Origin of the sequence: Streptomyces sp. cf386, assembly GCF_900103585.1 — a bacterium.
Lineage (GTDB): Bacteria > Actinomycetota > Actinomycetes > Streptomycetales > Streptomycetaceae > Streptomyces.
On record NZ_FNHV01000018.1, the window covers coordinates 88,361 to 115,228 of the forward strand.

Genomic DNA, 26,868 nt, shown 5'->3' on the forward strand with positions numbered 1-26,868 from the left:
TGCGATGACGAAGATCGACACGAGCCGTCCGGAGACGGTGCTCCCCACTCCGTCGCACACCGTCGGCCCCTTCTACGGCCACGCCCTGCCCTTCCCCGGCGGCGGCGACATCGCGCCCGTCGGCCACCCTGACACGATCGCGCTCCAGGGGTACATCCTCGACGGCGAGGGCAATCCGCTCCCGGACGCCTTCGTGGAGCTGTGGGGCGCCGACCCGGACGGCCATGTCCCGCAGGTCGACGGCTCGATGCGGCGCGACCCGGCGAGCGGCGGCTTCCTGGGCCGCAACGGCGTGGAGTTCACCGGCTGGGGGCGGATCCAGACGGACGCCAACGGCCATTGGACCGCACGGACGTTGCGGCCGGGGGCGCGCGGGCAGAGTGCGCCGTACATCAGTGTGTGCGTGTTCGCGCGCGGGCTGCTGGTGCACCTGTTCACCCGGATCTATCTGCCGGGCGACGACGCGGTGCTGGCCGCCGACCCGCTGCTCGCCCGGCTGGACGGGGCGCGCCGCGACACGCTGATCGCCGAGGACCGGGGCGATGGCACCTACCGTTTCGACATCCGCCTTCAGGGCGAAGGCGAGACGGTCTTCCTGGAGTTCCGGTGACTCCCCCACCCTCCGGGCGGGAGGTGCCCCCAGTCGATTCCGACGACACCGGCCTGCTCGCCCCCGGGTGGGCAGGCTCCCCCGCCGCTCACGCGACCGGCGACACGGCCTACCTCCAGGCCCTGCTCGACGCGGAGGCCGCGCTCACCCGGGCCCAGGCCGCCCTGGACCTCGCCCCGGCCGAGGCGGCGTCGGCGGTGACGGAGGCGGCGGACGCCGGCCGATTCGACGTACGCTCCCTCGCCGAGCGGGCCCGTGCCGGCGGCAACCCGGTCATCCCCCTGGTCGCGGATCTGACGAAGGCGGTCGGTGACGCGTACGGCTCCTACGTCCACCGTGGCGCGACCAGCCAGGACATCATGGACACGGCGACGATGCTGGTCGCCGTGCGCACGCTCGGCCTGGTCCTCGGCGATCTCGACCGCACGCAGGGGGCGCTGGCCCGGCTGGCCGCCGAGCACCGCGACACCGCGATGCCGGGGCGGACGCTCACCCAGCACGCCGTACCGACGACGTTCGGGCTGAAGGCGGCCGGCTGGCGGTCGCTGGTGCTCGACGCGCGGGACCGGGTGACGGGCGTACGGGACTCGCTGCCCGCCCAACTCGGGGGTGCGGCAGGGACGTTGGCGGCCTTCGGGGCGTACGGCGCGAGCGATCCGACCGCACTGCCGACGGCGTACGCCCGCGAGCTCGGCCTTCGGGCGCCCGATCTGCCCTGGCACACCCTGCGGACGCCCGTCGCCGATCTCGCCGGGTGCCTCGCACTCACGGCGGGCGCGCTCGGCAAGATCGCCGTGGACGTCCTCACCTTGTCCCGCACCGAGATCGCCGAGGTCGCGGAGGGCAGTGGCGGGGGTTCGTCGGCCATGCCGCACAAGTCCAATCCCGTATGGTCCACCCTCATCGCGTCCGCCGCCCGGCGGGCGCCGCAGCTCGCGGCCACGCTGTACGGGTCGCTGGCCGCGGAGGACGAGCGGCCGGCCGGGGCATGGCACGCCGAGTGGGAGCCGCTGCGGGAGCTGCTGCGGCTGGTCGGCGGGGCCGCGCGGGACGCGGTGGAGCTGGCCGAGGGGCTGCGGGTGAGGGCCGACGTGATGCGTGAACATCTGGATCTCACCCACGGGTTGATCGTCTCCGAGCGGCTGTCCGCCGAGCTGGCCCCGGTGCTGGGCCGGGCCCGCGCCAAGGAGCTGCTCACCCGGCTCGCGTCCACTGGGCGCCCGCTCGCCGAGGTACCCGACCTGGCGGACGTCGATCTCGATCCCACCCACTACACCGGTTCCGCCGGTTCCCTCACCGACCGTGCTCTGGAGCGACGTTGACCCACACACACCTCAACCACCGGACCGAAGGGCCCGCTTCCGCTCCCCCGCTGCTGCTCGGCCCCTCGCTCGGCACGTCGTACGCCCTCTGGGACAAGGTCGCACCGGAGCTGTCGATCACCCATCGGGTGGTGCGCTGGGACCTGCCGGGGCACGGCGGATCCGCCGCCGATCTGATCAGGGCGGGCGCCACCGTCGGTGACCTCGCCGCTCTGGTGCTCGCGCTCGCCGACTCGCTCGGCATCGAGCGGTTCGCGTACGCGGGTGTCTCGCTCGGCGGTGCGGTGGGGCTGCATCTCGCCGTGCACCACCCGGAGCGGGTCGCGTCCCTGGCCGTGATCTGTTCGTCGGCGCACTTCAACGGTGCGAAGCCGTGGGAGGAGCGGGCCGCGCTGGTGCGGCGCGAGGGGCTGTCGGGGCTCGCCGAGGGTGCGGACGCCCGCTGGTTCACGCCCGGGTTCACCGTGCCGGAGCTGGTCCAGGACCACCGGGACGCCGATCCGGCCGCGTACGCCGCCTGCTGTGACGCGCTCGCCGCCTTCGACCTGCGGGAGCGGCTGCCGGAGATCTCCTCGCCCACCCTGCTGATCGCCGGACGCGAGGACCCCGCGACCCCGCCCGCGCATCTGCGGGAGATCGCGGACGCCGTGCCGGGTGCCGCGCTCGTCGAGATCCCGGGGGCCTCGCATCTGGCGCCGGCACAGTGTCCGGAGGCCGTGCTGACCGCCCTGCGGGCACACCTCGGGGGTGGAGCCGGGCGGGGCATGGAGGTACGGCGCGAGGTGCTCGGCGACGCGCACGTCGACCGGGCGCAGGCCCGGCAGACCCCCTTCACCGCACGCTTCCAGGACTTCATCTCGCGCTACGCCTGGGGCGAGATCTGGACCGACCCGACGCTGACCCGCCGCGAGCGCAGCATGATCACCCTGACGGCGCTGGTCGCGCACGGTCACTACGACGAGCTGGCCATGCACGTGCGCGCGGCACGGCGCAACGGACTGACACCGGAGGAGATCGGCGCCGTACTGCTGCAGACGGCCGTGTACTGCGGGGTTCCGGCGGCGAACTCGGCGTTCGCGGCGGCGCAGCGCGTCCTCGCCGAAGAGGAAGGGTGACTCTGCTGGTCGTAGCCTCAGCAGCACCTCGCACATGTCTCCGCGACGTGCCTACCGTGGAGGCATGTCCACGATTCTCATCACTGGTGCGACCTCCGGTCTCGGCCGGTACGTAGCCTTCGAGCTGGTCCGCTCCGGGCACGTCGTCCTCGCACACGGACGCGACCCGGGCCGTACGGAGCAGCTGGTCGAGGAGCTGCGCACCGAGGGTGACGCCGAGGGGTTCGTCGCCGATCTGGCCTCGCTGACGCAGGTGCGCGAGCTGGGCGCGCATGTCGCCGACGCGCATCCCGACCTGGACGTGCTGATCAACAACGCGGGCGCGGGAGCGGGCACCCCCGGCGCGGGGCGCGAACTGAGCGCCGACGGACACGAACTGCGGCTCGCCGTCAACTACTTGGCTCCCGTGGTACTGACCCGTGCCCTGCTCCCGGTGCTGCGCGCGAACACGCCCGCCCGGATCGTCAACGTCGGCTCGGCCGGCCAGGAACCCCTCGACTTCGACGACGTGGAGTTCCGACGCGGCTACGACGGCTTCGCGGCGTACCGACGGGCCAAGTTCGCCCTGGCGGCCCATACCTTTGCCCTGGCCGAGGAGTTGGCGGGCACCGGTGTCGCCGTGAACGTGCTCCACCCGGCGACCTTCATGGACACGGCGATGGTGCGCGAAGGCGGCGTCACCCCCTGGAGCACGGTCGCCGACGGCGCCCCGGGCGTCCTGGCTCTGGCGACCCGGGACCTGGGCACGGGCACGTACTTCGACGGTACGAGCCCGTCCCGGGCACACGAGGCGACGTACGACCCCGAGGTACGCAAGCGGCTGGCCGCGGTCACCGACCAGCTGCTCGCTCTCTGACCCGCCTCAGACCACGCCCGCGGCCAGTGCCGCCTCCGCCTGCAGCACCAGCCCGTCCGCACCGCACGACCGCGCCAGGGTCAGTCCCCGCTGGAGTTCCGTGGACGAGCGGGCGGCGAGGCCGTACTCGACGCGGGCGGCGGCGTGTTCGTACTGGCAGGGCGAGGACTCCAGATAGGTGACCGCCTGTTCGGCGAGGCGGACCGCGCGCTGCCCGGTCTCCAGGGCGGCGGCGCAGCGCAGGGCCTCGCCGATGGCGGTGTCGGTGCCGAAGCGCTCGGCGTGCCGGCGGACGTCGGTGGCGAGGCGGGCTGCGCGGGCCGGGTCCTCGCCGGCGAGGGCGCGTGTCAGGTCGACGGCCCAGGGCACCAGCACCGGGTTGTGGTGGCCGCGCACGGCAGCCGCCTTCTCCGCCGCCTCCAGTTCGTTGATGCCGTCCTTGGTGCGGCCGACCGCGAGGAGCAGACGGCCACGGACCGAGCGCGGGTCGGGCAGGACGATGGTGGACGGGTAGGGCGGGGCGAAGCCGTGCTCCTCGGCGACCTCCCAGGCCTGGTCGACATGGCCGCGGGCGAGCAGGGTGTCGACGAGGTTGCAGGTCGCGGACCAGTGCAGGGGCAGTCGGCGGCCGACGCGCTCGGCGAGCGCCAGCGACTTGCGCAGGGACGCCTCGGCCTCGCGGAGCCGACCGCGCCTGCGGTGGCCTACGCCGACGTAGGCGTGGGCCAGGGCGAGGTGGCCGCCGCTCCAGCCGGCGGACTCGTAGGCGCGCAGGGCCTCGTTGTAGAGGGCCTCGGCCCGGTCGAGGCGGTCGCTGAAGGCGTAGGCGTTGGCCAGCATCATCAGCAGCTCGATGCCCCACTCCGGGTCGGTCCAGCCGAGTCCCGGGGCGAGGCGGCCGTTGACAAGGGCGCGGTCGCACAGTTAGGCGACCTCCTCGGCGTTCTCGCCGCGGGCCATGGCGTCGAAGCCGCGCAGGATGAGCAGGGCGCGCTCGGAGTTGTCCCGTCCGGAGCAGGTCTTGGCGAGGTCGGCGAGGCGGGTGGAGCGGCCGGGTGAGGTCGCCTCGCCCGCGTAGATGCCCTCCCACATGAACTGCACCGCCTGGAGCCGCAGTTTGGCGGGTCCGGCCTGGTGCTTGGCGGCCTCCGCCTCGACGGTGCGGACGGCCTCCTCCAGCTGGTCGTTGTGGAGCAGCGCCTGGGAGAGGCGGTAGACGGCGTCGACGCGTTCGTCGCCGTCGAGGCCGGGCATGGCGAGGGCGGTCTGGAGGTGGTCGATGGTGGTGGCGGGCGCGGTGAGGAGGGTGGCGCAGCCCAGTTCGTGGAGCACGCGCGCGTGGACCTCGGGCAGGGGCGGCTCCAGCAGGGCTCGCTCCAGACAGCGGCGGGCCGCGTCGGGGGCGCCGACGGCGAGGTGTTCGCTCGCGGCCTCGCGGAGCTGCTCGACGAGTTCCTCGTCGTTGTCCGGGTGGACTTCCAGGAGGTGGCGGGCGGCGACCGCGGCTCCGCGGCCGTTGTCGGTGACGACGCGCGCGGCGATGCCGTGCATGGCGGTGCGCAGGGCGTCGGGGATGGAGTTGTAGACGGCGGTGGCGATCAGCGGGTGGACGAACTGCAGCTCGCCGTCGTCCGGTTGGGCGCCGGCCGGGTCGGGCTCGGTGAGGATGCGGGCGGTGCGCAGGAGGTCGGCGCATCGCTCGGCGTCGTCCACGCTCATGGTGGCGAGTTCGGCGACCAGGTCGACCGAGATGCCGGTGCCGAGGATGGCGGCCGCCCAGGCGAACCGGGTGGCGTCGATCCCGAGCGTCTCCAGGCGGGCGACGAGGCCGCCGCCGCGTGCCGCGCGGTTCAGGGCGCGCAGTTCGCCGGCCGCTGACTCGGTCGGCTCGAACTCGCTGTCCTGCACCTTGGCGAGGAGTTCGACGGTCTCGTAGGGGTTGCCGCCGGTGACGGCCCACACCTCGCGGCAGAACGGGGCGTCGGCGTGCTCGCCCAGCGTGGCGCGGGTGAGGCCGGCGGTGGCGTCCGGGGTGAGGGCGCTCAGGTTGGCGACCGAGGAGCCCGCGGCGGCGATGGTGTCGAGGTGGCGGGCGCTGTCGCCGCTGACCCCGCCGGGGCGGCGGGCCATCACGACCATGACGCTCTGTTCGCCGAGGCGTTCGGCGAACGCGGCGAGCCAGCGCAGGGTCTCCTGGTCGGCCCAGTGGGCGTCGTCGATCAGCAGCACCAGCGGCCAGTCGCGCCGGGCGAGCCGGCGTACGACCGCCACCAGGCCGTCGCACACGCCCTGCGGGTCGGCCTGGCGCTCGCCGGGGTCCGCTATGCCGAGGGCGGGTCCGGCGATGTCGTACCAGTCGCCGAGGTACTCGCGCGCCTCTTCCGGCATCAGCGACAGCAGCGCCGGCTGCAGCAGCTGCCGTACCACGTTGAAGGGGACGGAACTCAGGGTCTCGCTGCCGCGCGCGGACCACACCATGCAGCCGCGGGCCTCGGCGATGCGGCGGGTCTCGGCCAGCAGTGCCGTCTTGCCGAGTCCCGCTTCGGCCCGCAGCACCAGAAGGCTGCCCGAGGAGGACTTGTCCGCGGACAGATTGTCGAGGGCCCGCTCGACTGCGGCGAGTTCCTCGTCGCGCTCCCAGAGGGAAGCCGAGGCGGCCGCTGTGGGCCGTACCTCCGTCATCCCGCTACCTCCCCAAGTCGCCCGAACGACGTACAGACCTTGAGCGTAGCCGTCCGATTGCCTAAGTGGAGCCCGGTCCGGGCAGCTGTTGCCGTGATGGGTGAAAGCGGGTGCGCACGGGCGACGCGCATGGCCCGCGACCTGCCCCGCTGAAACTTACCGACAGTCAAGAACCGCCAGTCAAAGGGCAGTCCGACCGACAGTCAGAAGGCTCGGGAATGACACTGACGCAGCATGACCGCAGCACGGTCCGCTCCCGCAAGGCGCTGGTCGCGGGATCGGTGGGCAACTTCATCGAGTGGTACGAATTCGGTGTCTACGGCTACTTCGCGACGATCATCGCGGCGCGCTTTTTCACGCCGGAGGGCGGCAGCGAGGCCGAGGCGCTGGTGAAGACGTACGCCTCGTTCGCGCTGGCGTTCTTCTTCCGGCCCGTCGGAGCGGCCCTGTTCGGCCGCCTCGGCGACCGGATCGGCCGACGACCGGTGCTGATCCTGGTGATCACCCTGATGACGGGGGCGACCACGCTGATCGGAGTGCTGCCGACGTACGCCACGGTCGGCGCCCTCGCGCCCTGGCTGCTGACGTTTCTGAGGGTGCTGCAAGGGCTCTCCGCCGGCGGGGAGTTCGGTGGCGCGGTCTCGGTGATGACCGAGTTCGCGCCACCGGGTCGGCGCGGGCTGTACGGGTCGTGGCAGTCGTTCACCGTGGCGCTGGGGCTGCTGGGCGGCGCGGGTGCGGCGGCGCTGCTTGCCACCGTGCTGACGGAGGATCAACTGGGCGACTGGGGCTGGCGGCTGCCGTTCCTGCTGACGCTGCCCCTCGGGCTCGGCGCTCTGTGGCTGCGGCTGAGGCTGGACGAGACGCCGGCGTTCCGGGAGGAGAGGGAGGACGAGCGGCCGCCGGTGCGGGAGATCACGGGGGCGATCGCGCTGGGCGCCGGGCGGATCATGGGCTGGGCAGCGGCCGGCTACACCTTCCTGGTGGTGCTGCCGTCGTATCTGCAGTCCACGCTGGACGCGACCTTCCAGCAGGCGCTGATCGCCACGGTGCTGGCCAACCTCGGTTTCGCGCTGACGATCGTGCCGGCGGGGTGGCTCAGCGACCGGTTCGGGCGGCGGCCGGTGATGCTGACGGGGGCGGTGCTCGTGGTGATCCTCGCGGTGCCGTTGCTCAACCTTCTCCAGGACCCCGGCGTTTCCCTCACCGTGAAGGGAGTGGCGGTGTGCGGCGCGGGTGCCGTCGTGGGGCTGATGGCGGGACCCGGTCCGGCGATGCTCGCCGAGCTGTTCCCGACGAACGTGCGCTACACGGGGCTGGGACTCGCCTACGCCCTGTCCAATGCGGTGTTCTCGGGCTGCGCCGGGCTCATCATCACGGAGACGATCGAACGGACCGGGAGCGTGGACATCCCCGCGTACTACGCTGCCGCGACCTGCGCGGTGAGCGTTCTCGCGCTGTCCTGGAACCCGAAGGCCCCGGTCAAGGCACCGAAGGCGCGGGGCAGGGCACCGAAAGGGAAGGCGAGGTGAGCGGATGCGGGTGATCGGCCTGATGTCGGGCACGTCGTACGACGCCATCGACGCAGCTGCCGCCGACCTGGGCCTCGTCGGGGACAGCCTCGTCCTCAAGCCGCTGGGGCTGGTGAGCGAGGCGTACGACGAAGCGCTGCGCGAGGCGCTGGCGGCGGCGCTGCCGCCGGGGACGACCTCGATGGCCGAGGTGTGCCGGCTGGACACGCGGATCGGGCAGGCCTTCGCGTCGGCGGCCGTCCGGGCGGACCGTGAACTGTGCGACGGGCGAGCCGAGTTGGTCGCCTCGCACGGGCAGACGGTGTACCACTGGGCCGAGGACGGACAGGTGCACGGCACGCTGCAGCTCGGGCAGCCCGCGTGGATCGCCGAGGCGACCGGGCTGCCCGTGGTCGCCGATTTCCGGCCACGGGACATCACCGCCGGCGGCCAGGGCGCACCGCTGGTCAGCCTGGTCGACCTGCTGTGGCTGCGCGGCCGGCCGGGCTCACCCGTCGCCCTCAACCTCGGCGGCATCGCCAACCTCACCGCACCCGACGGCACCGCCTTCGACACCGGGCCGGGCTGCGCGCTGATCGACGCGGCGGCCCGGGGGTTCAGCGGCGGGCGGCTGGCGTACGACGTGGACGGGGCGCTGGCCGGTCGCGGCACCGTCCATGAGCCGCTGCTGCGCAGGCTGCTGGAGGAGCCGTACTACGCGCTCCCCGCGCCCAAGACGACCGGAAAGGAGCTGTTCCATCTCGGTCATCTGCGGGACGCGCTGGCCGGGGTCGGGACGCTCCCCGCCGAGGACGTCGTCGCCACCCTGACCATGCTCACCGCCCGGACGGTGGCCGACGCCGTGCGCGCGGTGGGCGCGACCGAGGTGATCGCCTCGGGCGGTGGGACGTGCAACCCCGTGCTGATGAGGATGCTCGGGCAGCGGCTGCCCGGGGTGGCGCTGCGCGCCTCCGACGAGCTGGGGCTGCCGGCGGCGGCGAAGGAGGCGTACGCCTTCGCCGTGCTGGGGTTTCTGACCGCGCACGGGCTGCCCGGCACCGTGCCGGCGGCCACCGGCGCCCGGCACGCGCGTGTGCTCGGTTCCCTCACCCCCGGCCAGGACGGACTGCGGCTGCCGGCGCCCGCTCGGGAGCGGCCGGTACGGCTCGTCCTGGAGTGACCTGAATCCAAGTCCGGCGTGTCGGGGCCGGATCCTCTCATCACACTTTCACCGAGGCCTCATACGGTGGACCCATGACGCAGGTGACTCCTCCCGGCTGGTACCCCGACCCCGGCCGGAAAAGTGACGGTCCGCCCACCGAGCGCTGGTGGGACGGCAAGGCATGGACGGACCAGGTCCGACCCGCGGGGTCGGCCGCCGAATGGGCGCCTCCAGGGCAGGCGCCGACCGACGGGGCGCCTTCGGGGGAGCCTGCGGCCGGCGGTTCTCCTGCGGGGCCGCCGACTGCCGACGATTCTCCGTCGGGGCAGCCCGCGACCGACGGCGCTCATCCGGCGTATCCGGCGCAGCCACCGGCCGACGGGGCTCTTCCGGCGTATCCGGGACAGCCGTCGGCCGACGCGGCCCATCTCCCGTACCCGGTGCACCCGGGGTACCCCGGCGAGCGCCCGTCGAGCGGACGGCGCGGGCTGCGCACCGGGATAGCGGTGGGGGTGGCCGCGGTCGTCCTCGCGAGCATCGGTGTCGGCGTGTACGCGCTGACCGCCGACGGCGGCTCGGGCAGCGCCGGCTCCCAGCAGGGTTCGGGCGGTCAGGGCGGGCCCGGCGGCGGTCAGGGCGGCCCCTTCGGTGACTCCGGCGGCGGCAACGGGGGTTCCGGCGGTGGCAACGGGGGTTCCGGCGGGCAGTCGCCCTCCCCCGACCAGTCCGAGGCGCCGAAGATAGACAGCGGTTCGGTGACCGACCCGGTGAGCGGGATCAGCATCCCGATTCCGGACGGCTGGTACGGCCAGCAGCTCAACTTCGGCGCGCACGTGGCGTCGGACGACACCTACAAGTGCCCCTCCGAGACCTCCCAGACCTGCCAGAAGGGCGGCGCCTACTCGGCCCCGGCGATCGCGCACGGCACCAAGGGCGAGACGGCAGAAGAGGTCGCCAAGGCGGACATCGAGGCGAACGCCGAGGAGTCCTACGGCAAGGGGTACGGAGAGATCACCTCGCACGAGGTGCTGGCGTCGAAGGCGGTGACGGTGGCCGGGCAGAAGGGCTACCTGGTCCGCTGGAAGGCGATCACCAGCAAGGGCACCGACGGCTATGTCGAGTCGCTCGCCTTCCCCTCGCCCGCCATCGACCAGCAGATGGTCGTGGTCCGTCTCGGCGTCGACACCACGGAGAAGCAGTCGATCCTCGACGAGATCGCCAAGGGCATCAAGGTGTCCACCGGCGGTGGCAACGGCCAGGACGTCTGAACCGCTCTTCCGTGCGTTTCGCCTGATGCGCACCGGACATGATGCGGCCGGGTGGGGCGCCCCTCCGCTCCAGAGGAACCCCACCCGGCCGGGGGTGCGCGCCGTCCCCGTCCCCACGGGCGGCGCGGAACAGGTCACCGTCCAGTCATCCCGTGGACGGCGGCCTGAGTCTCAGGTCAGGCCCAGTGTCGGCAGCACGGCGGCCTCCACGAACCGGACGATGTAGTCGGGGTCGGCGTCCTCGCCCTCCAGGACGGGGCGCGCCCGCAGTACGCCGAAGATCTGTGCCGGGATGTACTCCAGCGCCGGATGGTCGGCGGCCACCTCTCCCCGGTCGACCCCGCGCTGCAGGATCTCCTTCAGCGCATCGAGCTCCGGGTCGATGAGCGCCTCGCGCAGCGCCCGCTGGAGTTCCGGGTCCTGCATGACGGCGTGACCGAGCGCCTGGAACAACCGGGTGTCCTTGCCCGACCACGCCCCCGCCGCCCGGGCGGCCTCCTTCAGGTCCCCCGCGAGGGTGCCGGTGTCGATGCCCTCGAAACGGGTCCGCCGGCTGGCGCGCAGGGCCGCCGCCACGAACTGCGGCTTCGTCTTCCACTGTCGGTAGAGCGTGGACTTGCTGCAGCGCGTGCTGGCGGCGACGCCCTCCATGGTGACGGAGTCGTAGCCGCACGCGCGGATCTGTTCGAGCACGGCGTCGAAGAACTCCTGCTCACGCTCGGGCGTGATCTTGGAGCGGCGCGAGGCGGTGACCGTGTCCGGTCCGTCCGCGGCCTGCGACGTCATCTGCTCGTCTCCTCGCTCGGGTGCGACGCCCCGCGGTGTGAAGGGGGCCGCGTTTCCAGTGTGGCGTACGTCTATCGATACGCCACTGTACCGGAACGCTGCCGTATCGGTACAGTGGCGTATCGGTACAGAGGCGTTTCGGTACGTCGACGTATCGATGACCCACCGTTCGGCGAAAGGGCCGGGGGAAATGAATGGCCGCACCGAGCCTGCAGAAGCGGAGACCGACGCGATAGCGCGGCCTCCGCTGGTCCGTGAGCTCCTGCTCGTCGCAGGGCTCTTCCTCGTCTACAAGCTCGGTCGGCAACTGGCCACGGGCCACACCGGCGAGGCCTTCCGCAACGCCGACCGTGTGTGGAATTTCGAACGAGCCGTGCATCTCCCGGGCGAGGGTTCGGTGCAGAACCTCCTCCTGCACGACGACACGCTCATACACATCGCGAACACCTACTACGCGACCGTCCACTTCCCGGCCACCGCGGCCTTCCTGGTCTGGCTCTACCTGCGGCGCCCCGCGCACTACGTCTGGGCACGCCGTGTCCTCGCAGCCGTCACCGCCGCCGCCCTGGTGGTGCATCTGACGTTCCCGCTGGCCCCGCCGCGCATGCTGGCCGCGGCCGGCCTCGTCGACACCGGGCAGATGTACGGCCCCTCCGTCTACGGCTCCCCCGAGACCGACCACCTGTCCAACCAGTTCGCGGCGATGCCCTCGCTGCACTTCGGTTGGGCCCTGATGGTGGCGATCGGCCTGATCGCGGCGACCCGGTCGCGTTGGCGATGGCTCTGGCTGCTGCATCCGCTGCTGACGCTGCTGGTCATCGTCGGCACGGCCAACCACTACTGGCTCGACGCGATCGTGGCGACGGCCATGCTGGGCCTCGCCCTCGTGGCGATCAGCCTGCCGCAGCGCACGGCGACGACGGCCGGACGCGGTGCCGACCAGCGCGTGCCGGCGGCCCGGGACGAGAAGAGCGCCCTCGTGGGAGCGGGAGCAGGCCGATGAACGCCACCCTCCTCGCCGTAGTCCTGTCCCTGTTCTCCGCCGTCGCCTACGCCACCGCGGCCGTCGCCCAGGAGCGGCTGGCCTCCCGCGCGCAGGGTTCGGGTCTGCTCCGGCTGCTGGGTTCCGGCGCCTGGTGGGGGGCCGTCCTGCTCAACGGCTCCGGCGCGCTGCTGCACGTGGTGGCTCTCAAGTACGGTCCGCTGACGGTGGTGCAGCCGCTCGGTGCGCTCACCCTGGTGGCGGCGGTGCCGCTGGGCGCGCGCATCGCGGGCCGACGGGTCAGCGCGGTCGAGTGGCGCGGTACGGCGCTGACGCTGGTCGGCCTGGCCGCGATCCTCGTCACGGCGTCCGGGCACGCGCCCGACGAGGTACTGAGCACGTCCGAGGCGCTGGCGGTCGCGGCGGCGACCGTGGCACTGATCGGCATGCTGTCGCGGCCGGGCGCCCGGCCGGGGCTGCGGCACGCGGCGGCGTCCGGCTTCGCCTCCGGGGTGGCCTCGGCACTCACCCAGACCGTGACGGTGGCCTTGACGGACCACTCCGCCCCGCTGCTCAGCCTCCAGGTGTCCGGGGTGGCACTGCTCATCGCGGCCCTCGCGGCGAGCGGACTGCTGCTGTCGCAGACCGCCTACCAGGGTGGCCTGGGCGCCCCGCTCGCGATGGTGACGCTGGCGAACCCGATGGCCGCCGCGGTGATCGGGCTCGTCCTGCTCGGCGAGCGGTTGCAGGGCGGCGCGGCAGGCGTCCTGCTGGCACTGGCCGGCGCGGGGCTGGCGTCCTGGGGCGTGGTGCTGCTCAGCCGGGCGGCACCGGAGTCCGCCTCGGACGAGAATCACGTCGATCCCGTGTCGGTCGACGAGCACCCCGTGGCCGCCGTCCTGGCCCTGGAGCCCGAATCGGCGAAGCCGGAGCCTGCGTTGGTGCCCCGGCAACCGGAGCCGGGGCACCTCACAGCACTCTGATCCGGGCTACTCGGTGATGATCGCCGGGTCGCTCACACCCGGCCGCCCGTTCTCGACGCGCCCGGCGAACCGCCGCAGGAACGCCGGGTCGGCCTCGGAGGTGACGGTCAGGTCGTACCAGCGCCGGCTCGCCACCAGGTCGACCGTGCGGCACACGGTCGCGCCGGGCCGCACCGTCACCGTCGTGGCGCGACCGTCGTAGCCGCCCGCGATCTTCAGGCGGACGCTCGCCGTTCCCTGGTTGGTGAGCGTCAGCTCGATGTCGTCGCCCTTGTGCCGGGCGGTGACCTCGGGGCCGGCCGCCTTGTTCGAGCCCTTGAAGTAGCGCACGAAGCCGGCCGGGCCGTGCACGGTCAGGTCGTACGAGCCGCCCGAGTACGCCGAGTTCCAGGTGTCGGCGATGCTCTTGCCGGCCTCCGTGGTGTACATCCACGGGCCGTCGGTGCGGTTGCCCGACGTGACATGGAAGGCGGCACCGGCCTTGGCGCCGGAGGCGAAGGACAGCGTGAACTTGCCGGCCGCCGCGTCGACGGAACCGTCCACGTGCGGGGCGTACTTGAGCGGCCGGGAGGGACGCAGACCGCGCTCCTGCTTGGGCATGTCCGGGTCGGCCGGCGGCGTCGGCTTGTAGTCCGGGTGACGCTCGCGGTCCTGCGGCTCGTACTCGTCCGTCTCCGGCAGCGGGGCAGGCCGGCTGTCCTTGCGGGAGAAGTCGAAGGCCGAGGTCAGGTCGCCGCAGATGGCCCGGCGCCAGGGCGAGATGTTGGTCTCCTTGACGCCGAAGCGGCGTTCCATGAACCGCAGGATCGAGGTGTGGTCGAGGGTCTCGGAGCAGACGTAACCGCCCCTGCTCCACGGCGAGACGACCAGCATCGGCACGCGCGGGCCGAGGCCGTAGGGACCGGCCGGGCGGTTGCTGTCGCCCTTGTAGAGGTCGAGCGAGACGTCGACGGTGGACTTGCCCCGGGAGGCGTCCTTCGGCGGCAGCGGCGGCACCACGTGGTCGAAGAAGCCGTCGTTCTCGTCGAACGTGATGAACAGAGCCGTCTTCGACCAGACCTCCGGGTTGGCGGTGAGGGCGTCCAGGACCTGGGCGATGTACCAGGCACCGTAGTTCGAGGGCCAGTTGGAGTGCTCGGAGAAGGCCTCGGGGGCGGCGATCCAGGAGATCTTCGGCAGCTGGCCGGCCTTGACGTCGGCCTTCAGCCGGTCGAAGTAGCCGTCGCCGTTCTTGACGTCGGTGCCGGTGCGGGCCTTGTCGAACCAGGGCTCACCGGCCTTGGCGTTCCGGTACTTGTTGAAGTACAGCAGCGAGTTGTCGCCGTAGTTGCCCCGGTAGGCGTCCTCGATCCAGCCCCAGGAGCCGGCCGCGTCCAGGCCGTCGCCGATGTCCTGGTAGATCTTCCAGGAGATGCCGGCCTGCTCCAGGCGCTCGGGGTAGGTCGTCCAGCCGTAGCCGAGTTCGTCGTTGCCGAGGACCGGGCCGCCGCCGGTGCCGTCGTTGCCCGTGTAGCCCGTCCACATGTAGTAGCGGTTCGGGTCGGTGGAGCCGATGAACGAGCAGTGGTAGGCGTCGCAGACGGTGAAGGCGTCGGCGAGGGCGTAGTGGAAGGGGATGTCCTCACGGGTCAGGTACGCCATCGCCGTGGTGCCCTTGGCGGGGATCCACTTGTCGTACTTGCCGCCGTTGTAGGCCTGCTGGCCGTCGGTCCAGCCGTGCGGGAGGCCCTCCAGGAACTGCATGCCGAGGTCGTCGGCGTCGGGGTGGAACGGCAGGATGTCCTTGCTGCCGTTCGACTGGTGCCAGTTCGACTTGCCGTTGTCCAGCTTCACCGGGCGCGGGTCGCCGAAGCCGCGCACACCGCGCAGCTTGCCGAAGTAGTGGTCGAAGGAACGGTTCTCCTGCATCAGGACGACGATGTGCTCGACATCCTCGATCGACCCCGTGCGGTGGTTCGCCGGGATGGCGGCAGCCCGCTGGATGCTGCTCGACAGAGCCGTGAACGCCGTGGTCGCGCCCGCGAGTTGAAGGAAGCTGCGGCGATTGACTTCGGGCATGAGTGAGGGACCTCTTCCCATTGAGGGTGATTTGACCGGACGGCATGTGACGGAATGCGCGCGGAAGGAGTGTTCCAGGAGCACCAAACGTCAGGGAAGGGTCCGGTGGCGCTCGTGTGAAAGTCGCGGGTACGTGAGGTGTGCCGGGGCCGGGGTGGGGGGATGGTCGCGATCATGACAGAGACGACACAGAAGGATCCCTCACCTTCCCCGCCGACGAAACGGCCCGTACGGCAGCTCCTCGCCGCCTCAGTGGGCAACGCTGTGGAGTGGTACGACTGGTACGCCTACACCTTCCTCGCCACCTACATCGCGGCCGAGGTCTTCCCCAAGAGCGCGGACAACTCCCTTGTCCCGCTGCTGTCGACGTTCGCGGTCTTCGCGGTGGGCTTCTTCATGCGGCCGGTGGGCGGTCTGCTCATGGGCGCCATCGCGGACCGACAGGGGCGGCGTGCCGCGCTGACCGTCACGATTCTGCTGATGGGCGGCAGCAGTCTGCTGGTCGGCCTGACCCCGACGTACGAAGCGGTCGGCGTCCTCGCCCCGGTGATCCTGGTCCTCGCCCGGCTCCTCCAAGGCCTGTCCGTGGGCGGCGAGTTCGCGGCGTCGACGACCTTCCTGGTGGAGTCGGCGGGGCCGGGGCGGCGCGGGCTGTTCTCCAGCTTCCAGTACGTGTCGACGACCATCGGGCAGCTGGTGGCGTCCGGCATCGCGACGCTGCTGGTGGACACCTTGAGCGACGGGCAGATGAACGGCTGGGGCTGGCGGGTGCCGTTCGTGCTCGGCGCCGTACTCAGCCTGGTCGGCTTCTGGATCCGGCAGGGCGCGGAGGAGACCAGGAGCGCCGAGCACCAACAGGCCCCGCGCCCCGGCCTGTTGGAGGCGCTGCGCCGCCATCCCCGCCAGTCCCTGCTGATCTGCGGCATCACCGCGGGCGGCACGATCGCGTACTACACCTGGACGTCGTATCTGCCGACGTACGCCGAACTCAACGCGGGCATCGAGAAGTCGGACGCGCTGCTCGCGGGCACGATCTCGCTGGCCTTCTTCGCCCTGCTCCAGCCCCTCGGCGGCCTCCTGTCGGACCGCTTCGGCCGCCGCCCCCTGCTCCTCTTCTTCGGCCTGGGCTTCGCCCTGCTCACCGTCCCGCTGCTGCACGCCCTGCGCGACTCGTTCGCGGTGCTGCTGCTCGTACAGTGCGCGGGCATGGTGCTGCTGACCGGGTTCACGTCGATCAGCGCGGCCGTGAACGCCGAGGTGTTTCCGCCGCGGGTGCGGGCGGCGGGCATCGGGTTCCCGTACTCGCTGACGGTCGCGATGTTCGGGGGAACGGCGCCGTACGTGGGCACGCTGTTCAAGGAGCTGGGTCACGCGGACCTGTTCCCCTGGTACGTCGCCGCACTCTGCCTCGGCTCGTCGCTGGTGTACCTGCGCCTTCCCGAGACGGCGCACAAGGCGCTCGCACGATGACCTCGCGGCGCCGGACCCGCAGCGCTCCGGTTCAGCGCGGCTCGGCGATGGTCCCGCGCACGACGAGCTGCGGGGTGAGGACCACCTCTCGGGGCTCGGTGCGGTCCTGGTCCAGGCGCTCCACCGCGGCGGCGACCGCGTACCGGGCCTGTTCCCTGGCCTCCTGGCTGACCGTGGTCAGGTTGAAGCAGCTCAGCCGGGACAGCGTGTCGTCGTCGTAGCCGGCCACGGACACCTCGCCGGGGACGGCCACCCCGGCGCGCTGGAGGGCGGCCAGGACGCCGATGGCGCACTGGTCGTTGTAGGCGACCACCGCGGTGGGGAGGTCGCCGGAGTCGAGGAGCTGGCGGGCGGCCCGCTCGCCGGCCTCCTCCGTGTGGTCGCCGCGCAGCACCCGGATGTGCGCGTCGAGGCCGTGCCGGCGCATGGCCGTGCGGTACCCGCGGCGCCGGTCCGTGGCGATGACGCCCTTGCCGCCGTCGACATGGGCGATCGCCCGGTGGCCGAGGCCCACCATGTGGTCGACGACCTGGCCGACCCCTTCATCGTCCGCGCTGCGCACGACGTCCAGCTCGCCCTCGGCGATCCGTCGGCCGACGACGATGACGGGGGATTTCTGGTCCAGGGAGGCGAGGGTGTCGGCGGGGGCGGTCGGGCCGAGCAGGATCAGGGCCTCGCTGCGGAAGGCGAGCAGGGTCTCGACGGCGGTGTGCTCGTCGCGGGTGCGGGTCTGGGTGCTCAGGACGAGGTCGTAGCCGACCTCCTCGGCGGCCGTGTGCAGATGCTCGACCAGTTCCGCGTGGAAGGGGCTGTGCACGTCGACCATCACGCCGAGTAGCCGGGTGCGCCTGGAGGCGAGCATGCTGGCGGTGCGGTCCACCTGGTAGCCGAGGTCGGCGGCGGCCTTCAGGACCCGCTGGCGGGTACGTTCGCTGGGGCCGGGTACTCCGCGCAGCACGAGCGACACGGACGCGGTGGACACGCCCACGCGTGCTGCCACGTCCTCCAGCCTGGGACGCCTGCTCGCGCCGTTGCGCCGACCCTCGGCCTCGACATCGCCCACTGCAAACCTCCCGGCGGCAATCTCCTCGCGCAACACCCTTGACACGCTCTGGAAACGAGCCGATAGTACCAGCACTTAAAGCGCTTTAAATTGTCCTGTTGTTCCAACGAAGAAAGCCCGAGAGTCAGGTCGATCGGGGTCGGCGTCATCAGCGTCGGTGACGCCCACAAGGTGCTCACCCGCGACACGGCCACCCCCGCGGCTCCCCGTATGCCGATGCCGACGACGGCATCGTCGTCCCGACCCCCTTCATGACATCGCGGGCGTGCCCGATCCCGGCCCACCAGCAGCCCGGATCCCACCCCGAATTCCCCGCTCCGTCGCACAGTGAGGTGCACGCACCATGAACCGTACGTTCCGCCCCCGCTCCCGCAGACTCGCCTCCGCCGTGGCCGTGGCCGCCGCGGCCGCGCTGGTCCTCGCCGGCTGTTCCAGCAGCTCAGGCGGCAAGGAGGCCGAGGACGCCGACAGCGGCGTGTCCGCGGGCAAGGCGACCACACCCCGTATGACCATCGCGATGGTCACCCACGCGCCCTCCGGCGACACCTTCTGGGACACCATCCGCAAGGGCGCCGAGGTCGCGGCGGCCAAGGACAACGTCAAGCTGATCTACTCCAACGACGAGACCGCCGCCGACCAGGCGAACCTGGTCCAGAACGCGATCGACCAGAAGGTCGACGGCATCGCCGTCACCCTCGCCAAGCCCGACGCCATGAAGGACGTGGTCGCCAAGGCGGTCAAGGCCGGGATCCCGGTCGTCGGCTTCAACGCCGGGATGTCCGACTGGCAGAAGCAGGGCCTGCTGTCCTTCTTCGGCCAGGACGAGGCCATCTCCGGCGAGGCGCTCGGCACCAAGCTCAACGACACCGGCGCCAAGCACGCCCTGTGTGTCGTCCAGGTCCAGGGCGCGGTCAACCTGGAGCAGCGCTGCGCCGGTGTGGAGAAGGGCTTCAAGGGCAAGACCGACAAGCTCTACGTCAACGGCGCGGACATGCCGTCCGTGAAGTCGACGATCACCGCCAAACTCAAGCAGGACTCCTCCATCGACCAGGTGGTCACGCTCGGCGCCCCGATCGCGCTGACGGCCGCGCAGTCGGTCGACGAGACGGGCAGCAAGGCGAAGATCGCGACCTTCGACCTGAACAAGGAGCTCATCGCGGCCATCAAGGACGGCTCCATCGAGTTCGCCGTCGACCAGCAGCCCTACCTGCAGGGCTACCTGGCGGTCGACTCCCTGTGGCTCTACAAGAACAACGGCAACTACAGCGGCGGCGGCGAGGCGCCGATCCTGACCGGTCCGGCCTTCGTGGACAAGTCCAACGTCGAGGCCATCGGCTCGTTCGCCGCGAAGGGCACCCGGTGATGAGCATGACCCAACAGGCTGCGCCGGCGGTGACCACACCGCCGGCCTCCGGCCCCGGCAAGGAAACCGACGGGCGGACCCGGCAACGGCCTCTGGCGCTGCGGCTGCTCGCCCGTCCCGAGGTGGGAGTCTTCCTCGGCGCCGTCGCCGTCTTCGTGTTCTTCCTCGTCGCGGCGCCGCCGGTGCGCGACGGCAGCTCGATGGCCAACATCCTGTACCAGTCGTCGACGATCGGGATCATGGCACTGCCGGTCGCGCTACTGATGATCGGCGGCGAGTTCGATCTCTCGGCCGGTGTAGCGGTGATCACCTCGGCGCTCACCGCGAGCATGACCGCCTACCAGCTGAGCATGAACGTGTGGGTCGGCGTGATCGTCGCCCTCGCCGTGTCCCTCGCGGTCGGGCTGTTCAACGGCTGGATGCTGGTCAAGACCGGGCTGCCGAGCTTCCTGATCACCCTCGGCACCTTCCTGATCCTCCAGGGCGTGAACCTGGCGGTGACCAAGCTGGTCACCAGCAATGTCGCCACCGACGACATCAGCGACATGGACGGCTTCGAGCAGGCCAAGGCGATCTTCGCCTCGTCCTTCGACGTCGGCGGGGTCAACGTGAAGATCACGGTGGTGTGGTGGCTGGTGTTCGCGGCCATCGCCACCTGGATGCTGCTGCGCACCAAGTACGGCAACTGGATCTTCGCCGTCGGCGGCAACCAGCAGTCCGCCCGCGCGGTCGGTGTGCCGGTCACCTTCACCAAGATCTCGCTGTTCATGCTGGTCGGCTTCGGCGCCTGGTTCGTCGGTATGCACCAGCTGTTCTCGTTCAACACCGTGCAGTCGGGCGAGGGCGTCGGCCAGGAGCTGATCTACATCGCCGCGGCGGTCATCGGCGGCTGTCTGCTCACCGGCGGCTACGGCTCCGCCATCGGCCCGGTCTTCGGCGCCTTCATGTTCGGCATGGTGCAGCAGGGCATCGTCTACGCCGGCTGGAACCCGGACTGGTTCAAGGCGTTCCTCGGCGTGATGCTCCTCGGCGCCACGCTGATCAATCTGTGGGTCAGCCGCACGGCGACCAGGAGGTGACCGACATGACGACCACCCAAGGAACCGGCACCCACGGCGCCGTTCTCCAGGACACCGCGTCCCAGGACGGCAGCACCGTCGTCGAACTGCGCAACGCGGGCAAGGCGTACGGCAACATCCGCGCCCTGCACGGCGTGAGCCTCGCCGTCCATCCCGGCAAGGTGACCTGCGTGCTCGGCGACAACGGCGCCGGCAAGTCGACGTTGATCAAAATCATTTCGGGGTTGCACCAGCACACCGAGGGCGAGTTCCTCGTCGACGGCCTGCCTGTTCGCTTCTCCACCCCGCGTGAGGCGCTCGACGCCGGTATCGCCACCGTCTACCAGGACCTGGCGACCGTGCCGCTGATGCCGGTGTGGCGGAACTTCTTCCTCGGCTCCGAGATGACCAAGGGCCCCTGGCCCATCCGCCGTCTCGACATCGAGAAGATGAAGAAGACCGCCGACCAGGAACTGCGCAACATGGGCATCGTCCTCGATGACATGGAGCAGCCGATCGGCACGCTGTCGGGCGGCCAGCGCCAGTGCGTGGCGATCGCCCGCGCCGTCTACTTCGGCGCCCGCGTCCTCATCCTCGACGAGCCCACAGCCGCACTCGGCGTCAAGCAGTCCGGCGTGGTGCTGAAGTACATCGCCGCCGCCCGCGAGAAGGGCCTCGGCGTCATCTTCATCACCCACAACCCCCACCACGCCTACATGGTCGGCGACCACTTCAGCGTCCTACGGCTCGGCACCCTCGAACTCTCCGCCGCCCGCAGCGAGGTCAGCCTCGAGGAACTCACCAACCACATGGCCGGCGGCACCGAACTCGCAGCCCTCAAACACGAGTTGGCTCAAGTGCGCGGCGTGGACGTCGAGGAACTCCCGGAAGAGGAAGACCTCACCGCCCCCGTCGCGAAAGCGCCCGACGGCTCGGCCTGACACCAGCCCACGATCCACCCTCTCCTACTGACCCGAAGGCATTCCCTCATGAAGATCGCCCTCGACCCGTACATGATCCGCAACGTGCCGTTGCTCGAACTCCCGGCCGTGGTGGCCGAGTTGGGCTACGAGTGGATCGAGCTCTCCCCCCGGGAGGACTTCATCCCCTTCTTCCGGCACCCGCGCGTCGACGACGCCACCGTACGGAAGTTCCGCAAGGCCCTGGACTCGGCCGGTGTCGGCATCTCCTCCCTGCTGCCGCTGTTCCGCTGGTCCGGCCCGGACGAGGACGCCCGCCAGGCCGCCGTCCGCTACTGGAAGCGGTCCATCCAGATCGCGGCCGACCTCGGCGTGGACAGCATGATCTCCGAGTTCAACGGCCGCCCCGAGGACGCGGAACGCAGCGAGGCGCAGTTCTGGAAGTCGCTGGACGAGCTGCTCCCGGTCTTCGAGCGCGAGGGCATCAAGCTCACGCTGGAGCCCCACCCGGACGACTTCATCGAGAACGGGTACGACGCGATCAACCTGATCCGGGGCATCAACCACCCCAACGTCACCTTCCTCTACTGCGCGCCGCACACCTTCCACATCGGCAACGACGCCCCCGGCATCATCAAGTACGCGGGCGACCTCCTCACCCACGTGCACCTCGCGGACGCCTTCGACCACACCGCGTCGTCCGGCCTGCGGTACATCCTCAACCCGCCCGGCACGACGGCGAGGGTCCACCAGCACCTGGACATCGGCCAGGGCGAGGTCGACTTCGACGAGCTCTTCCGCGAACTGCGCGCGAACGGCTTCGACGGGACCCTCACCGCCTGCGTCTTCGCCTGGGAGGAGCGGGCCAAGGAGTCGTCCCTCTTCATGCGCGAGAAGATCGCCGAGCACCTGGCCAAGTAAGGCCAAGCAATCCGGACAACCTATTGACATGACATTTAAGCGCAAGGCATCGTACCAACGAGCTTTTAAAGCGCTTTAAGTCACGAAGGGAAACCAGTCAGATGCCGTTCGAAGTGCTGACCATCGGCCGTGTGGGAGTGGACGTGTATCCGCTCCAGACCGGCGTCGGGCTGGCCGAGGTCACCTCGTTCGGCAAGTACCTGGGCGGCAGCCCGACGAACGTCGCCGTCGCTGCCGCCCGGTACGGGCACTCCGCCGCCGTGATCACCAAGACGGGCCGCGATCCGTTCGGGGACTTCGTCCGCACGGCCCTGGAGGGCTACGGCGTCGACCCTCGCTTCGTCGGTACGTCGGACATCGCGCCGACGCCGGTGACGTTCTGCGAGATCTTCCCGCCGGACGACTTCCCGCTGTACTTCTACCGGCTGCCGAAGGCTCCCGACCTGGACATCCGGGCGGAGGAGCTGGACCTGGGCGCGGTGCGCGGCGCGTCGATCTTCTGGGTGACCGGCACGGGCCTGAGCGAGGAGCCGAGCCGTTCGGCCACCCTCGCGGCGCTGGCCCACCGGGCGAAGGCGAGCCCGACGGTCTTCGACCTGGACTGGCGGCCGATGTTCTGGACCGACCCGTCCGAGGCGCGTGCCTACTACGCCGAGGCCCTGCGGCACACCACCGTGGCGGTCGGCAACCTCGACGAGTGCGAGGTCGCCACCGGTGAGCGCGAGCCGTACGCCGCCGCGAAGGCGCTGCTCGCGGCCGGAGTGGAGCTGGCGGTGGTGAAGCAGGGCCCGAAGGGTGTCTTGGCCATGGACAGGGACGGCTCGGCCGCCGAGATTCCGCCGGTTCCGGTGGACGTCGTGAACGGGCTCGGTGCCGGTGACGCCTTCGGCGGGGCGCTGTGCCACGGGCTGCTGTCCGGCTGGGACACCCGCCGCACGGTGTCCTTCGCGAACGCCGCCGGGGCCATCGTCGCGGGCCGGCTGTCGTGCTCCGACGCGATGCCGACCGAGATCGAGGTCGACGCCAAGCTCCGCGAGGCAGGCGCCTCCTCCCCCGCCGCAGTCTCCACCGATCGAAAGGCGTGACGACGTGCCCTCCACCAATGTGAGCCGGATCGTGGACGCCCGGGTCAACGACCCCGGCGCGATCGCGGCCGCCGCCACACGGCGCGTCCAGGCCGGCTCGCTGCTCGGCGAGCACGGCAAGGCGATGATCATCGCCGCCGACCACCCCGCGCGCGGCGCGAACGGCGTGGGCGCCGACCCCAACGCCATGGCCGACCGCTTCGAGCTGCTGGACCGTCTGTGCATCGCGCTGGAGCGGCCGGGGGTGACGGGTGTGCTGGGCACGGCGGACATCCTGGAGGACCTGCTGCTGCTCGGTGTCCTGGACGGCAAGAGTGTCTTCGGCTCCATGAACCGGGCGGGTCTTGCCGGTTCGGTCTTCGAGATCGACGACCGGTTCACCGGCTACGACGCCGCCACGATCGCCGCGATGGGCTTCGACGGCGGCAAGATGCTCACCCGTATCGCCCTGGGCGACCCGGCGACGCCGTCCGTGCTGGAGAACACCGCCCACGCCGTGGACGAGCTGAATGACCGTCAACTCATCGCGATGGTCGAGCCGTTCCTCTCCGCGTGGCAGGACGGCAAGATCCGCAACGACCTGTCCACCGACGCCGTCATCAAGTCCATCACCATCGCCTCCGGGCTGGGCCGACGCACCGCCTACACCTGGCTCAAGCTCCCGGTCGTCGATGACATGGAGCGCGTCCTGGCCTCCTCCACACTGCCCGCGCTGCTGCTGGGCGGCGAGGTCAAGGACGCCGACGCGGCCTTCGCGTCCTGGGGCAAGGCACTCAAGCAGCCCACCGCGCAGGGCCTGGTCGTCGGCCGGTCGCTGCTCTACCCCTCCAGCGGCGACGTCGCCGGTGCCGTGGACCGGGCGGTGAGCCTGCTGTGAACGAGACCAGCAAGTACCACCTCCCCGCGGGGAGTACGGCCGATGGCCCCTACGACCTCCTGGTCACGCCCGAGTCGGCGGGCTGGGGATACTCCGGGCTCAGGATCCTGACCCTGCAGCCCGGTGAGGCGCACGCCCTGTCCACCGGAGATTCCGAGTTCCTGGTCCTGCCGCTGACGGGCTCCTGCACCGTCACCACGGACGGCAGGGCCTTCGAACTCGCCGGCCGGACAGGCGTGTTCGCCTCGACCACCGACTTCGCGTACCTCCCCCGCGAGTCGGAAGCACTGATCAGCAGCGCATCCGGTGGGAGGTTCGCGCTGCCCTCCGCCCGTGCCGAGCAGGGAGGTCAACCGGCTCGGTACGGGCGCAAGGAGGATGTCCCCGTCGAGCTGCGCGGGGCGGGGGCGTGCTCCCGGCAGGTCAACAACTACTGCCTGCCAGGGACGTTCAAGGCCGAACAGCTGCTGGTGTGCGAGGTGTTGACGCCGGGCGGCAACTGGTCGTCGTATCCGCCGCACAAGCACGACGAGGCCCGCACCGACGAGAACGGCAACCCGGTCGAGTCCGAGCTGGAGGAGATCTACTACTTCGAGGTCTCCGGCGGCGAGAACGCCTTCGGCTACCAGCGGGTCTACGGCACGGAAGACCGGCCGATCGACGTGCTCGCCGAGATCCGCTCCGGCGACACCGTTCTCATCCCGCACGGCTGGCACGGCCCCTCCATCGCCGCGCCCGGCTACGACCTGTACTACCTCAACGTCATGGCGGGCCCGGGCCAGGACCGCGCCTGGCTGATCTGCGACGACCCCGCCCACGGCTGGGTCCGCGCCACCTGGGACGCCCAGGACGTCGACGACCGGCTTCCCTTCGAAGGACATGACCAGCGATGAACACCGTCCGACTGACCACCGCTCAGGCCCTGGTGCGCTTCCTGGCCAACCAGTACAGCGAGCGCGACGGCCAGGAGCAGCGACTGATCCCCGGTGTCTGGGGCATCTTCGGGCACGGCAACGTGGCCGGGATCGGGCAGGCGCTGCTGCAGGCGGCGATCACGCGCGAGGCCGATCTGCCGTACTACCTCGCCCGCAACGAGCAGGGCATGGTGCACGCCTCGGTGGCGTACGCGAAGATGCGGGACCGGCTGGCCACCTTCGCCTGCACCGCCTCCACCGGCCCCGGCTCCACCAACATGATCACCGGCGCGGCGCTGGCGACCACCAACCGCATCCCGGTGCTGCTCCTGCCGTCCGACATGTTCGCCACCCGCGCTGCCGACCCGGTGCTGCAGCAACTGGAGGACACCCGGGGCGGGGACGTCACCGTCAACGACGCCTTCCGCGCCGTATCCAAGTACTTCGACCGCATCCAGCGGCCCGAGCAGCTGATCCCGGCCGCGCTGGCGGCGATGCGGGTGCTCACCGACCCGGTCGAGACCGGCGCCGTCACCCTCGCACTCCCCCAGGACGTGCAGGCCGAGGCCTACGACTGGCCGGTCGACTTCTTCCGGCGCCGGGTCTGGCATGTGGGCCGCCCGGTGCCGGAACCGGCCGCTGTGGAGCGGGCCGCCGCACTGCTGCGGAACGCGAAGAAGCCGCTGATCGTGGCCGGTGGCGGGGTCGTGTACTCCGGTGCCGAGACCGCGCTGCGCGCGTTCGCCGAGGCCACCGGCATCCCGGTCGCGGACACCCACGCCGGCAAGGGCGCGGTGCCGTGGGACCACCCCTACGCGGTCGGCGGCATCGGTTCGACGGGGGCGTACGCGGCCAACGAGCTGGCCCGCGAGGCCGACCTCGTCCTCGGCATCGGCACCCGGTACTCCGACTTCACCACCGCCAGCCACACCGTGTTCGGCAACCCGGACGTCACCTTCGTCAACCTCAACGTCGCCCGCCTGGACGCCGTCAAGCACTCCGCCGAGCCGCTGGTCGCCGACGCACGACTCGGCATCCAAGCCCTCGCGGGCGCGCTGTCGGAGTGGGAGGTCGCGCCCGAATATCGCTCGCACACCCGCCACCTCATCGCCCGCACACGGGAAATCGAGCAGGAGTGCTTCGCCCCGGACCGCAACACCGGCGACCTCCCCGCCCAGACCCAGGTCCTCGGCGCCCTCAACGACGTCCTCGACGACCGTGCCGTCGTCATCAACGCCGCCGGATCCATGCCCGGTGACCTGCAGCAACTGTGGCGGGCGCGGGATCCGAAGGCCTACCACGTCGAGTACGCCTACTCCTGCATGGGCTACGAGGTCGCCGCCGGCGTCGGCGCCAAGATGGCCGACCCCTCCCGCGAGGTCGTCGTCCTCGTCGGCGACGGCTCGTACCTGATGATGGCCCAGGAGATCGTGACCATGGTCTCCGAGGGCCTGAAGGTCATCATCGTCCTCGTCCAGAACCACGGATTCGCGTCGATCGGCGCGCTGTCGGAGTCCCTCGGCTCGCAGCGCTTCGGCACCAAGTACCGCTTCCGTGACGGCGGTTCGGGCCAGCTCGACGGCGACGTCCTCCCCGTCGACCTCGCCGCCAACGCCTCCTCGCTGGGCGCGGACGTCCTGCACGCCACCTCCGTCGACGAGTTCCGTGCCGTGATGGAGAAGGCGAAGGCCGCGACCCGCACCACCGTCGTGCACGTCGAGACCGACCTCTACGGCCCCAACCCGCCCGGCCACGGCTGGTGGGACGTCCCCGTCAGCCAGACCTCCGCCCTGGACTCCACCCGCGCCGCCTACGAGACCTACGCCGCGAACAAGCTCAACCAGCGGCACTACCTGTAAGTC

At 71.1% G+C, this 26,868-nt stretch carries 21 protein-coding genes and 1 pseudogene; 18 read left to right on the forward strand and 4 right to left on the reverse strand.

What is annotated here, in order from left to right; genetic code table 11:
* Nucleotides 1-4 precede the first annotated feature (4 nt).
* The 4 genes from pcaG (at nt 5) to BLU79_RS36240 (ending at nt 3,903) form a co-directional block, all read left to right on the forward strand.
* A complete protein-coding gene (gene pcaG, locus BLU79_RS36225) occupies nt 5-610 on the forward strand; it encodes a protocatechuate 3,4-dioxygenase subunit alpha (RefSeq protein ID WP_093910236.1) in 606 nt (201 codons plus the stop codon).
* Nucleotides 607-1,932: a 3-carboxy-cis,cis-muconate cycloisomerase gene (gene pcaB / locus BLU79_RS36230; RefSeq protein WP_093910237.1), complete on the forward strand. Its 1,326-nt coding sequence runs from the start codon at nt 607-609 to the stop codon at nt 1,930-1,932. The genes pcaG and pcaB overlap by 4 nt, the downstream gene beginning before the upstream one ends.
* Nucleotides 1,929-3,047, forward strand: a complete 1,119-nt coding sequence (gene pcaD / locus BLU79_RS36235; protein ID WP_093910238.1) for a bifunctional 3-oxoadipate enol-lactonase/4-carboxymuconolactone decarboxylase PcaDC — start codon at nt 1,929-1,931, stop codon at nt 3,045-3,047. Before pcaB ends, pcaD begins: the two co-directional genes overlap by 4 nt.
* A 64-nt stretch (nt 3,048-3,111) precedes the next feature.
* Nucleotides 3,112-3,903 carry an SDR family NAD(P)-dependent oxidoreductase gene (locus BLU79_RS36240; protein ID WP_093910239.1) on the forward strand — a complete coding sequence of 264 codons (792 nt, stop codon included), beginning with the start codon at nt 3,112-3,114 and terminating at the stop codon, nt 3,901-3,903.
* Nucleotides 3,904-3,909: 6 nt separating this feature from the next.
* On the opposite strand, the pseudogene BLU79_RS36245 reads toward BLU79_RS36240, so the two are convergent.
* Nucleotides 3,910-6,585: pseudogene (locus BLU79_RS36245) on the reverse strand (AAA family ATPase).
* A 218-nt stretch (nt 6,586-6,803) separates the two neighbouring features.
* Between BLU79_RS36245 and BLU79_RS36250 the strand changes: the two are divergent.
* From BLU79_RS36250 to BLU79_RS36260, 3 genes are all read left to right on the forward strand, one after another.
* On the forward strand, nt 6,804-8,117 hold the full coding sequence (locus BLU79_RS36250) for an MFS transporter (protein WP_093910240.1): 1,314 nt from the start codon (nt 6,804-6,806) through the stop codon (nt 8,115-8,117).
* 4 nt (nt 8,118-8,121) lie between these two features.
* Nucleotides 8,122-9,276, forward strand: coding sequence for an anhydro-N-acetylmuramic acid kinase (locus BLU79_RS36255; RefSeq protein WP_093910241.1), 1,155 nt, complete (start codon nt 8,122-8,124; stop codon nt 9,274-9,276).
* 74 nt (nt 9,277-9,350) lie between these two features.
* Complete coding sequence (locus BLU79_RS36260; RefSeq protein ID WP_093910242.1) at nt 9,351-10,526, forward strand: DUF2510 domain-containing protein; 1,176 nt, start codon at nt 9,351-9,353, stop codon at nt 10,524-10,526.
* Nucleotides 10,527-10,697: 171 nt separating this feature from the next.
* Here the strand turns inward: BLU79_RS36260 and BLU79_RS36265 are convergent, their stop codons facing one another.
* Nucleotides 10,698-11,312: a TetR/AcrR family transcriptional regulator gene (locus tag BLU79_RS36265; RefSeq protein WP_093910243.1), complete on the reverse strand. Its 615-nt coding sequence runs from the start codon at nt 11,310-11,312 to the stop codon at nt 10,698-10,700.
* Between the two features lie 190 nt (nt 11,313-11,502).
* Between BLU79_RS36265 and BLU79_RS36270 the strand changes: the two genes are divergently transcribed.
* Nucleotides 11,503-12,315, forward strand: coding sequence for a phosphatase PAP2 family protein (locus BLU79_RS36270; protein WP_093910244.1), 813 nt, complete (start codon nt 11,503-11,505; stop codon nt 12,313-12,315).
* On the forward strand, nt 12,312-13,277 hold the full coding sequence (locus tag BLU79_RS36275) for a DMT family protein (RefSeq protein ID WP_093910245.1): 966 nt from the start codon (nt 12,312-12,314) through the stop codon (nt 13,275-13,277). The genes BLU79_RS36270 and BLU79_RS36275 overlap by 4 nt, the downstream gene beginning before the upstream one ends.
* Before the next feature lie 6 nt (nt 13,278-13,283).
* On the opposite strand, the gene BLU79_RS36280 is transcribed toward BLU79_RS36275, so the two are convergent.
* Entirely contained in the window at nt 13,284-15,335 is a 2,052-nt protein-coding gene (locus BLU79_RS36280) for a phosphocholine-specific phospholipase C (protein WP_093910246.1), read from the reverse strand.
* A 162-nt stretch (nt 15,336-15,497) separates the two neighbouring features.
* Here BLU79_RS36280 and BLU79_RS36285 point away from each other — a divergent pair, with 162 nt between their 5' ends.
* Nucleotides 15,498-16,805, forward strand: coding sequence for an MFS transporter (locus BLU79_RS36285; protein ID WP_093910247.1), 1,308 nt, complete (start codon nt 15,498-15,500; stop codon nt 16,803-16,805).
* A gap of 31 nt (nt 16,806-16,836) precedes the next feature.
* On the opposite strand, the gene BLU79_RS36290 is transcribed toward BLU79_RS36285, so the two are convergent.
* Nucleotides 16,837-17,805, reverse strand: coding sequence for a LacI family DNA-binding transcriptional regulator (locus tag BLU79_RS36290; RefSeq protein WP_256333588.1), 969 nt, complete (start codon nt 17,803-17,805; stop codon nt 16,837-16,839).
* A gap of 406 nt (nt 17,806-18,211) precedes the next feature.
* Here BLU79_RS36290 and BLU79_RS36295 point away from each other — a divergent pair, with 406 nt between their 5' ends.
* The 8 genes from BLU79_RS36295 to iolD all read left to right on the forward strand — a co-directional run bounded on the left by BLU79_RS36295 (nt 18,212) and on the right by iolD (nt 26,865).
* Complete coding sequence (locus BLU79_RS36295) at nt 18,212-19,231, forward strand: sugar ABC transporter substrate-binding protein (protein ID WP_093910249.1); 1,020 nt, start codon at nt 18,212-18,214, stop codon at nt 19,229-19,231.
* The gene (locus BLU79_RS36300; protein WP_093910250.1) at nt 19,231-20,310 is read left to right on the forward strand and encodes an ABC transporter permease; all 1,080 of its coding nucleotides are present in this window, start codon (nt 19,231-19,233) and stop codon (nt 20,308-20,310) included. Before BLU79_RS36295 ends, BLU79_RS36300 begins: the two co-directional genes overlap by 1 nt.
* Before the next feature lie 5 nt (nt 20,311-20,315).
* Entirely contained in the window at nt 20,316-21,230 is a 915-nt protein-coding gene (locus BLU79_RS36305) for an ATP-binding cassette domain-containing protein (RefSeq protein WP_093910325.1), read from the forward strand.
* A gap of 48 nt (nt 21,231-21,278) precedes the next feature.
* Nucleotides 21,279-22,130: a sugar phosphate isomerase/epimerase family protein gene (locus BLU79_RS36310; protein ID WP_093910251.1), complete on the forward strand. Its 852-nt coding sequence runs from the start codon at nt 21,279-21,281 to the stop codon at nt 22,128-22,130.
* 101 nt (nt 22,131-22,231) lie between these two features.
* The gene (gene iolC / locus BLU79_RS36315; protein ID WP_093910252.1) at nt 22,232-23,215 is read left to right on the forward strand and encodes a 5-dehydro-2-deoxygluconokinase; all 984 of its coding nucleotides are present in this window, start codon (nt 22,232-22,234) and stop codon (nt 23,213-23,215) included.
* 4 nt (nt 23,216-23,219) lie between these two features.
* Nucleotides 23,220-24,092 carry a Cgl0159 family (beta/alpha)8-fold protein gene (locus tag BLU79_RS36320; RefSeq protein WP_093910253.1) on the forward strand — a complete coding sequence of 291 codons (873 nt, stop codon included), beginning with the start codon at nt 23,220-23,222 and terminating at the stop codon, nt 24,090-24,092.
* Nucleotides 24,089-24,985: a 5-deoxy-glucuronate isomerase gene (iolB, locus tag BLU79_RS36325; RefSeq protein ID WP_093910254.1), complete on the forward strand. Its 897-nt coding sequence runs from the start codon at nt 24,089-24,091 to the stop codon at nt 24,983-24,985. Before BLU79_RS36320 ends, iolB begins: the two co-directional genes overlap by 4 nt.
* Entirely contained in the window at nt 24,982-26,865 is a 1,884-nt protein-coding gene (gene iolD / locus BLU79_RS36330; protein WP_093910255.1) for a 3D-(3,5/4)-trihydroxycyclohexane-1,2-dione acylhydrolase (decyclizing), read from the forward strand. The genes iolB and iolD overlap by 4 nt, the downstream gene beginning before the upstream one ends.
* Nucleotides 26,866-26,868 lie beyond the last annotated feature (3 nt).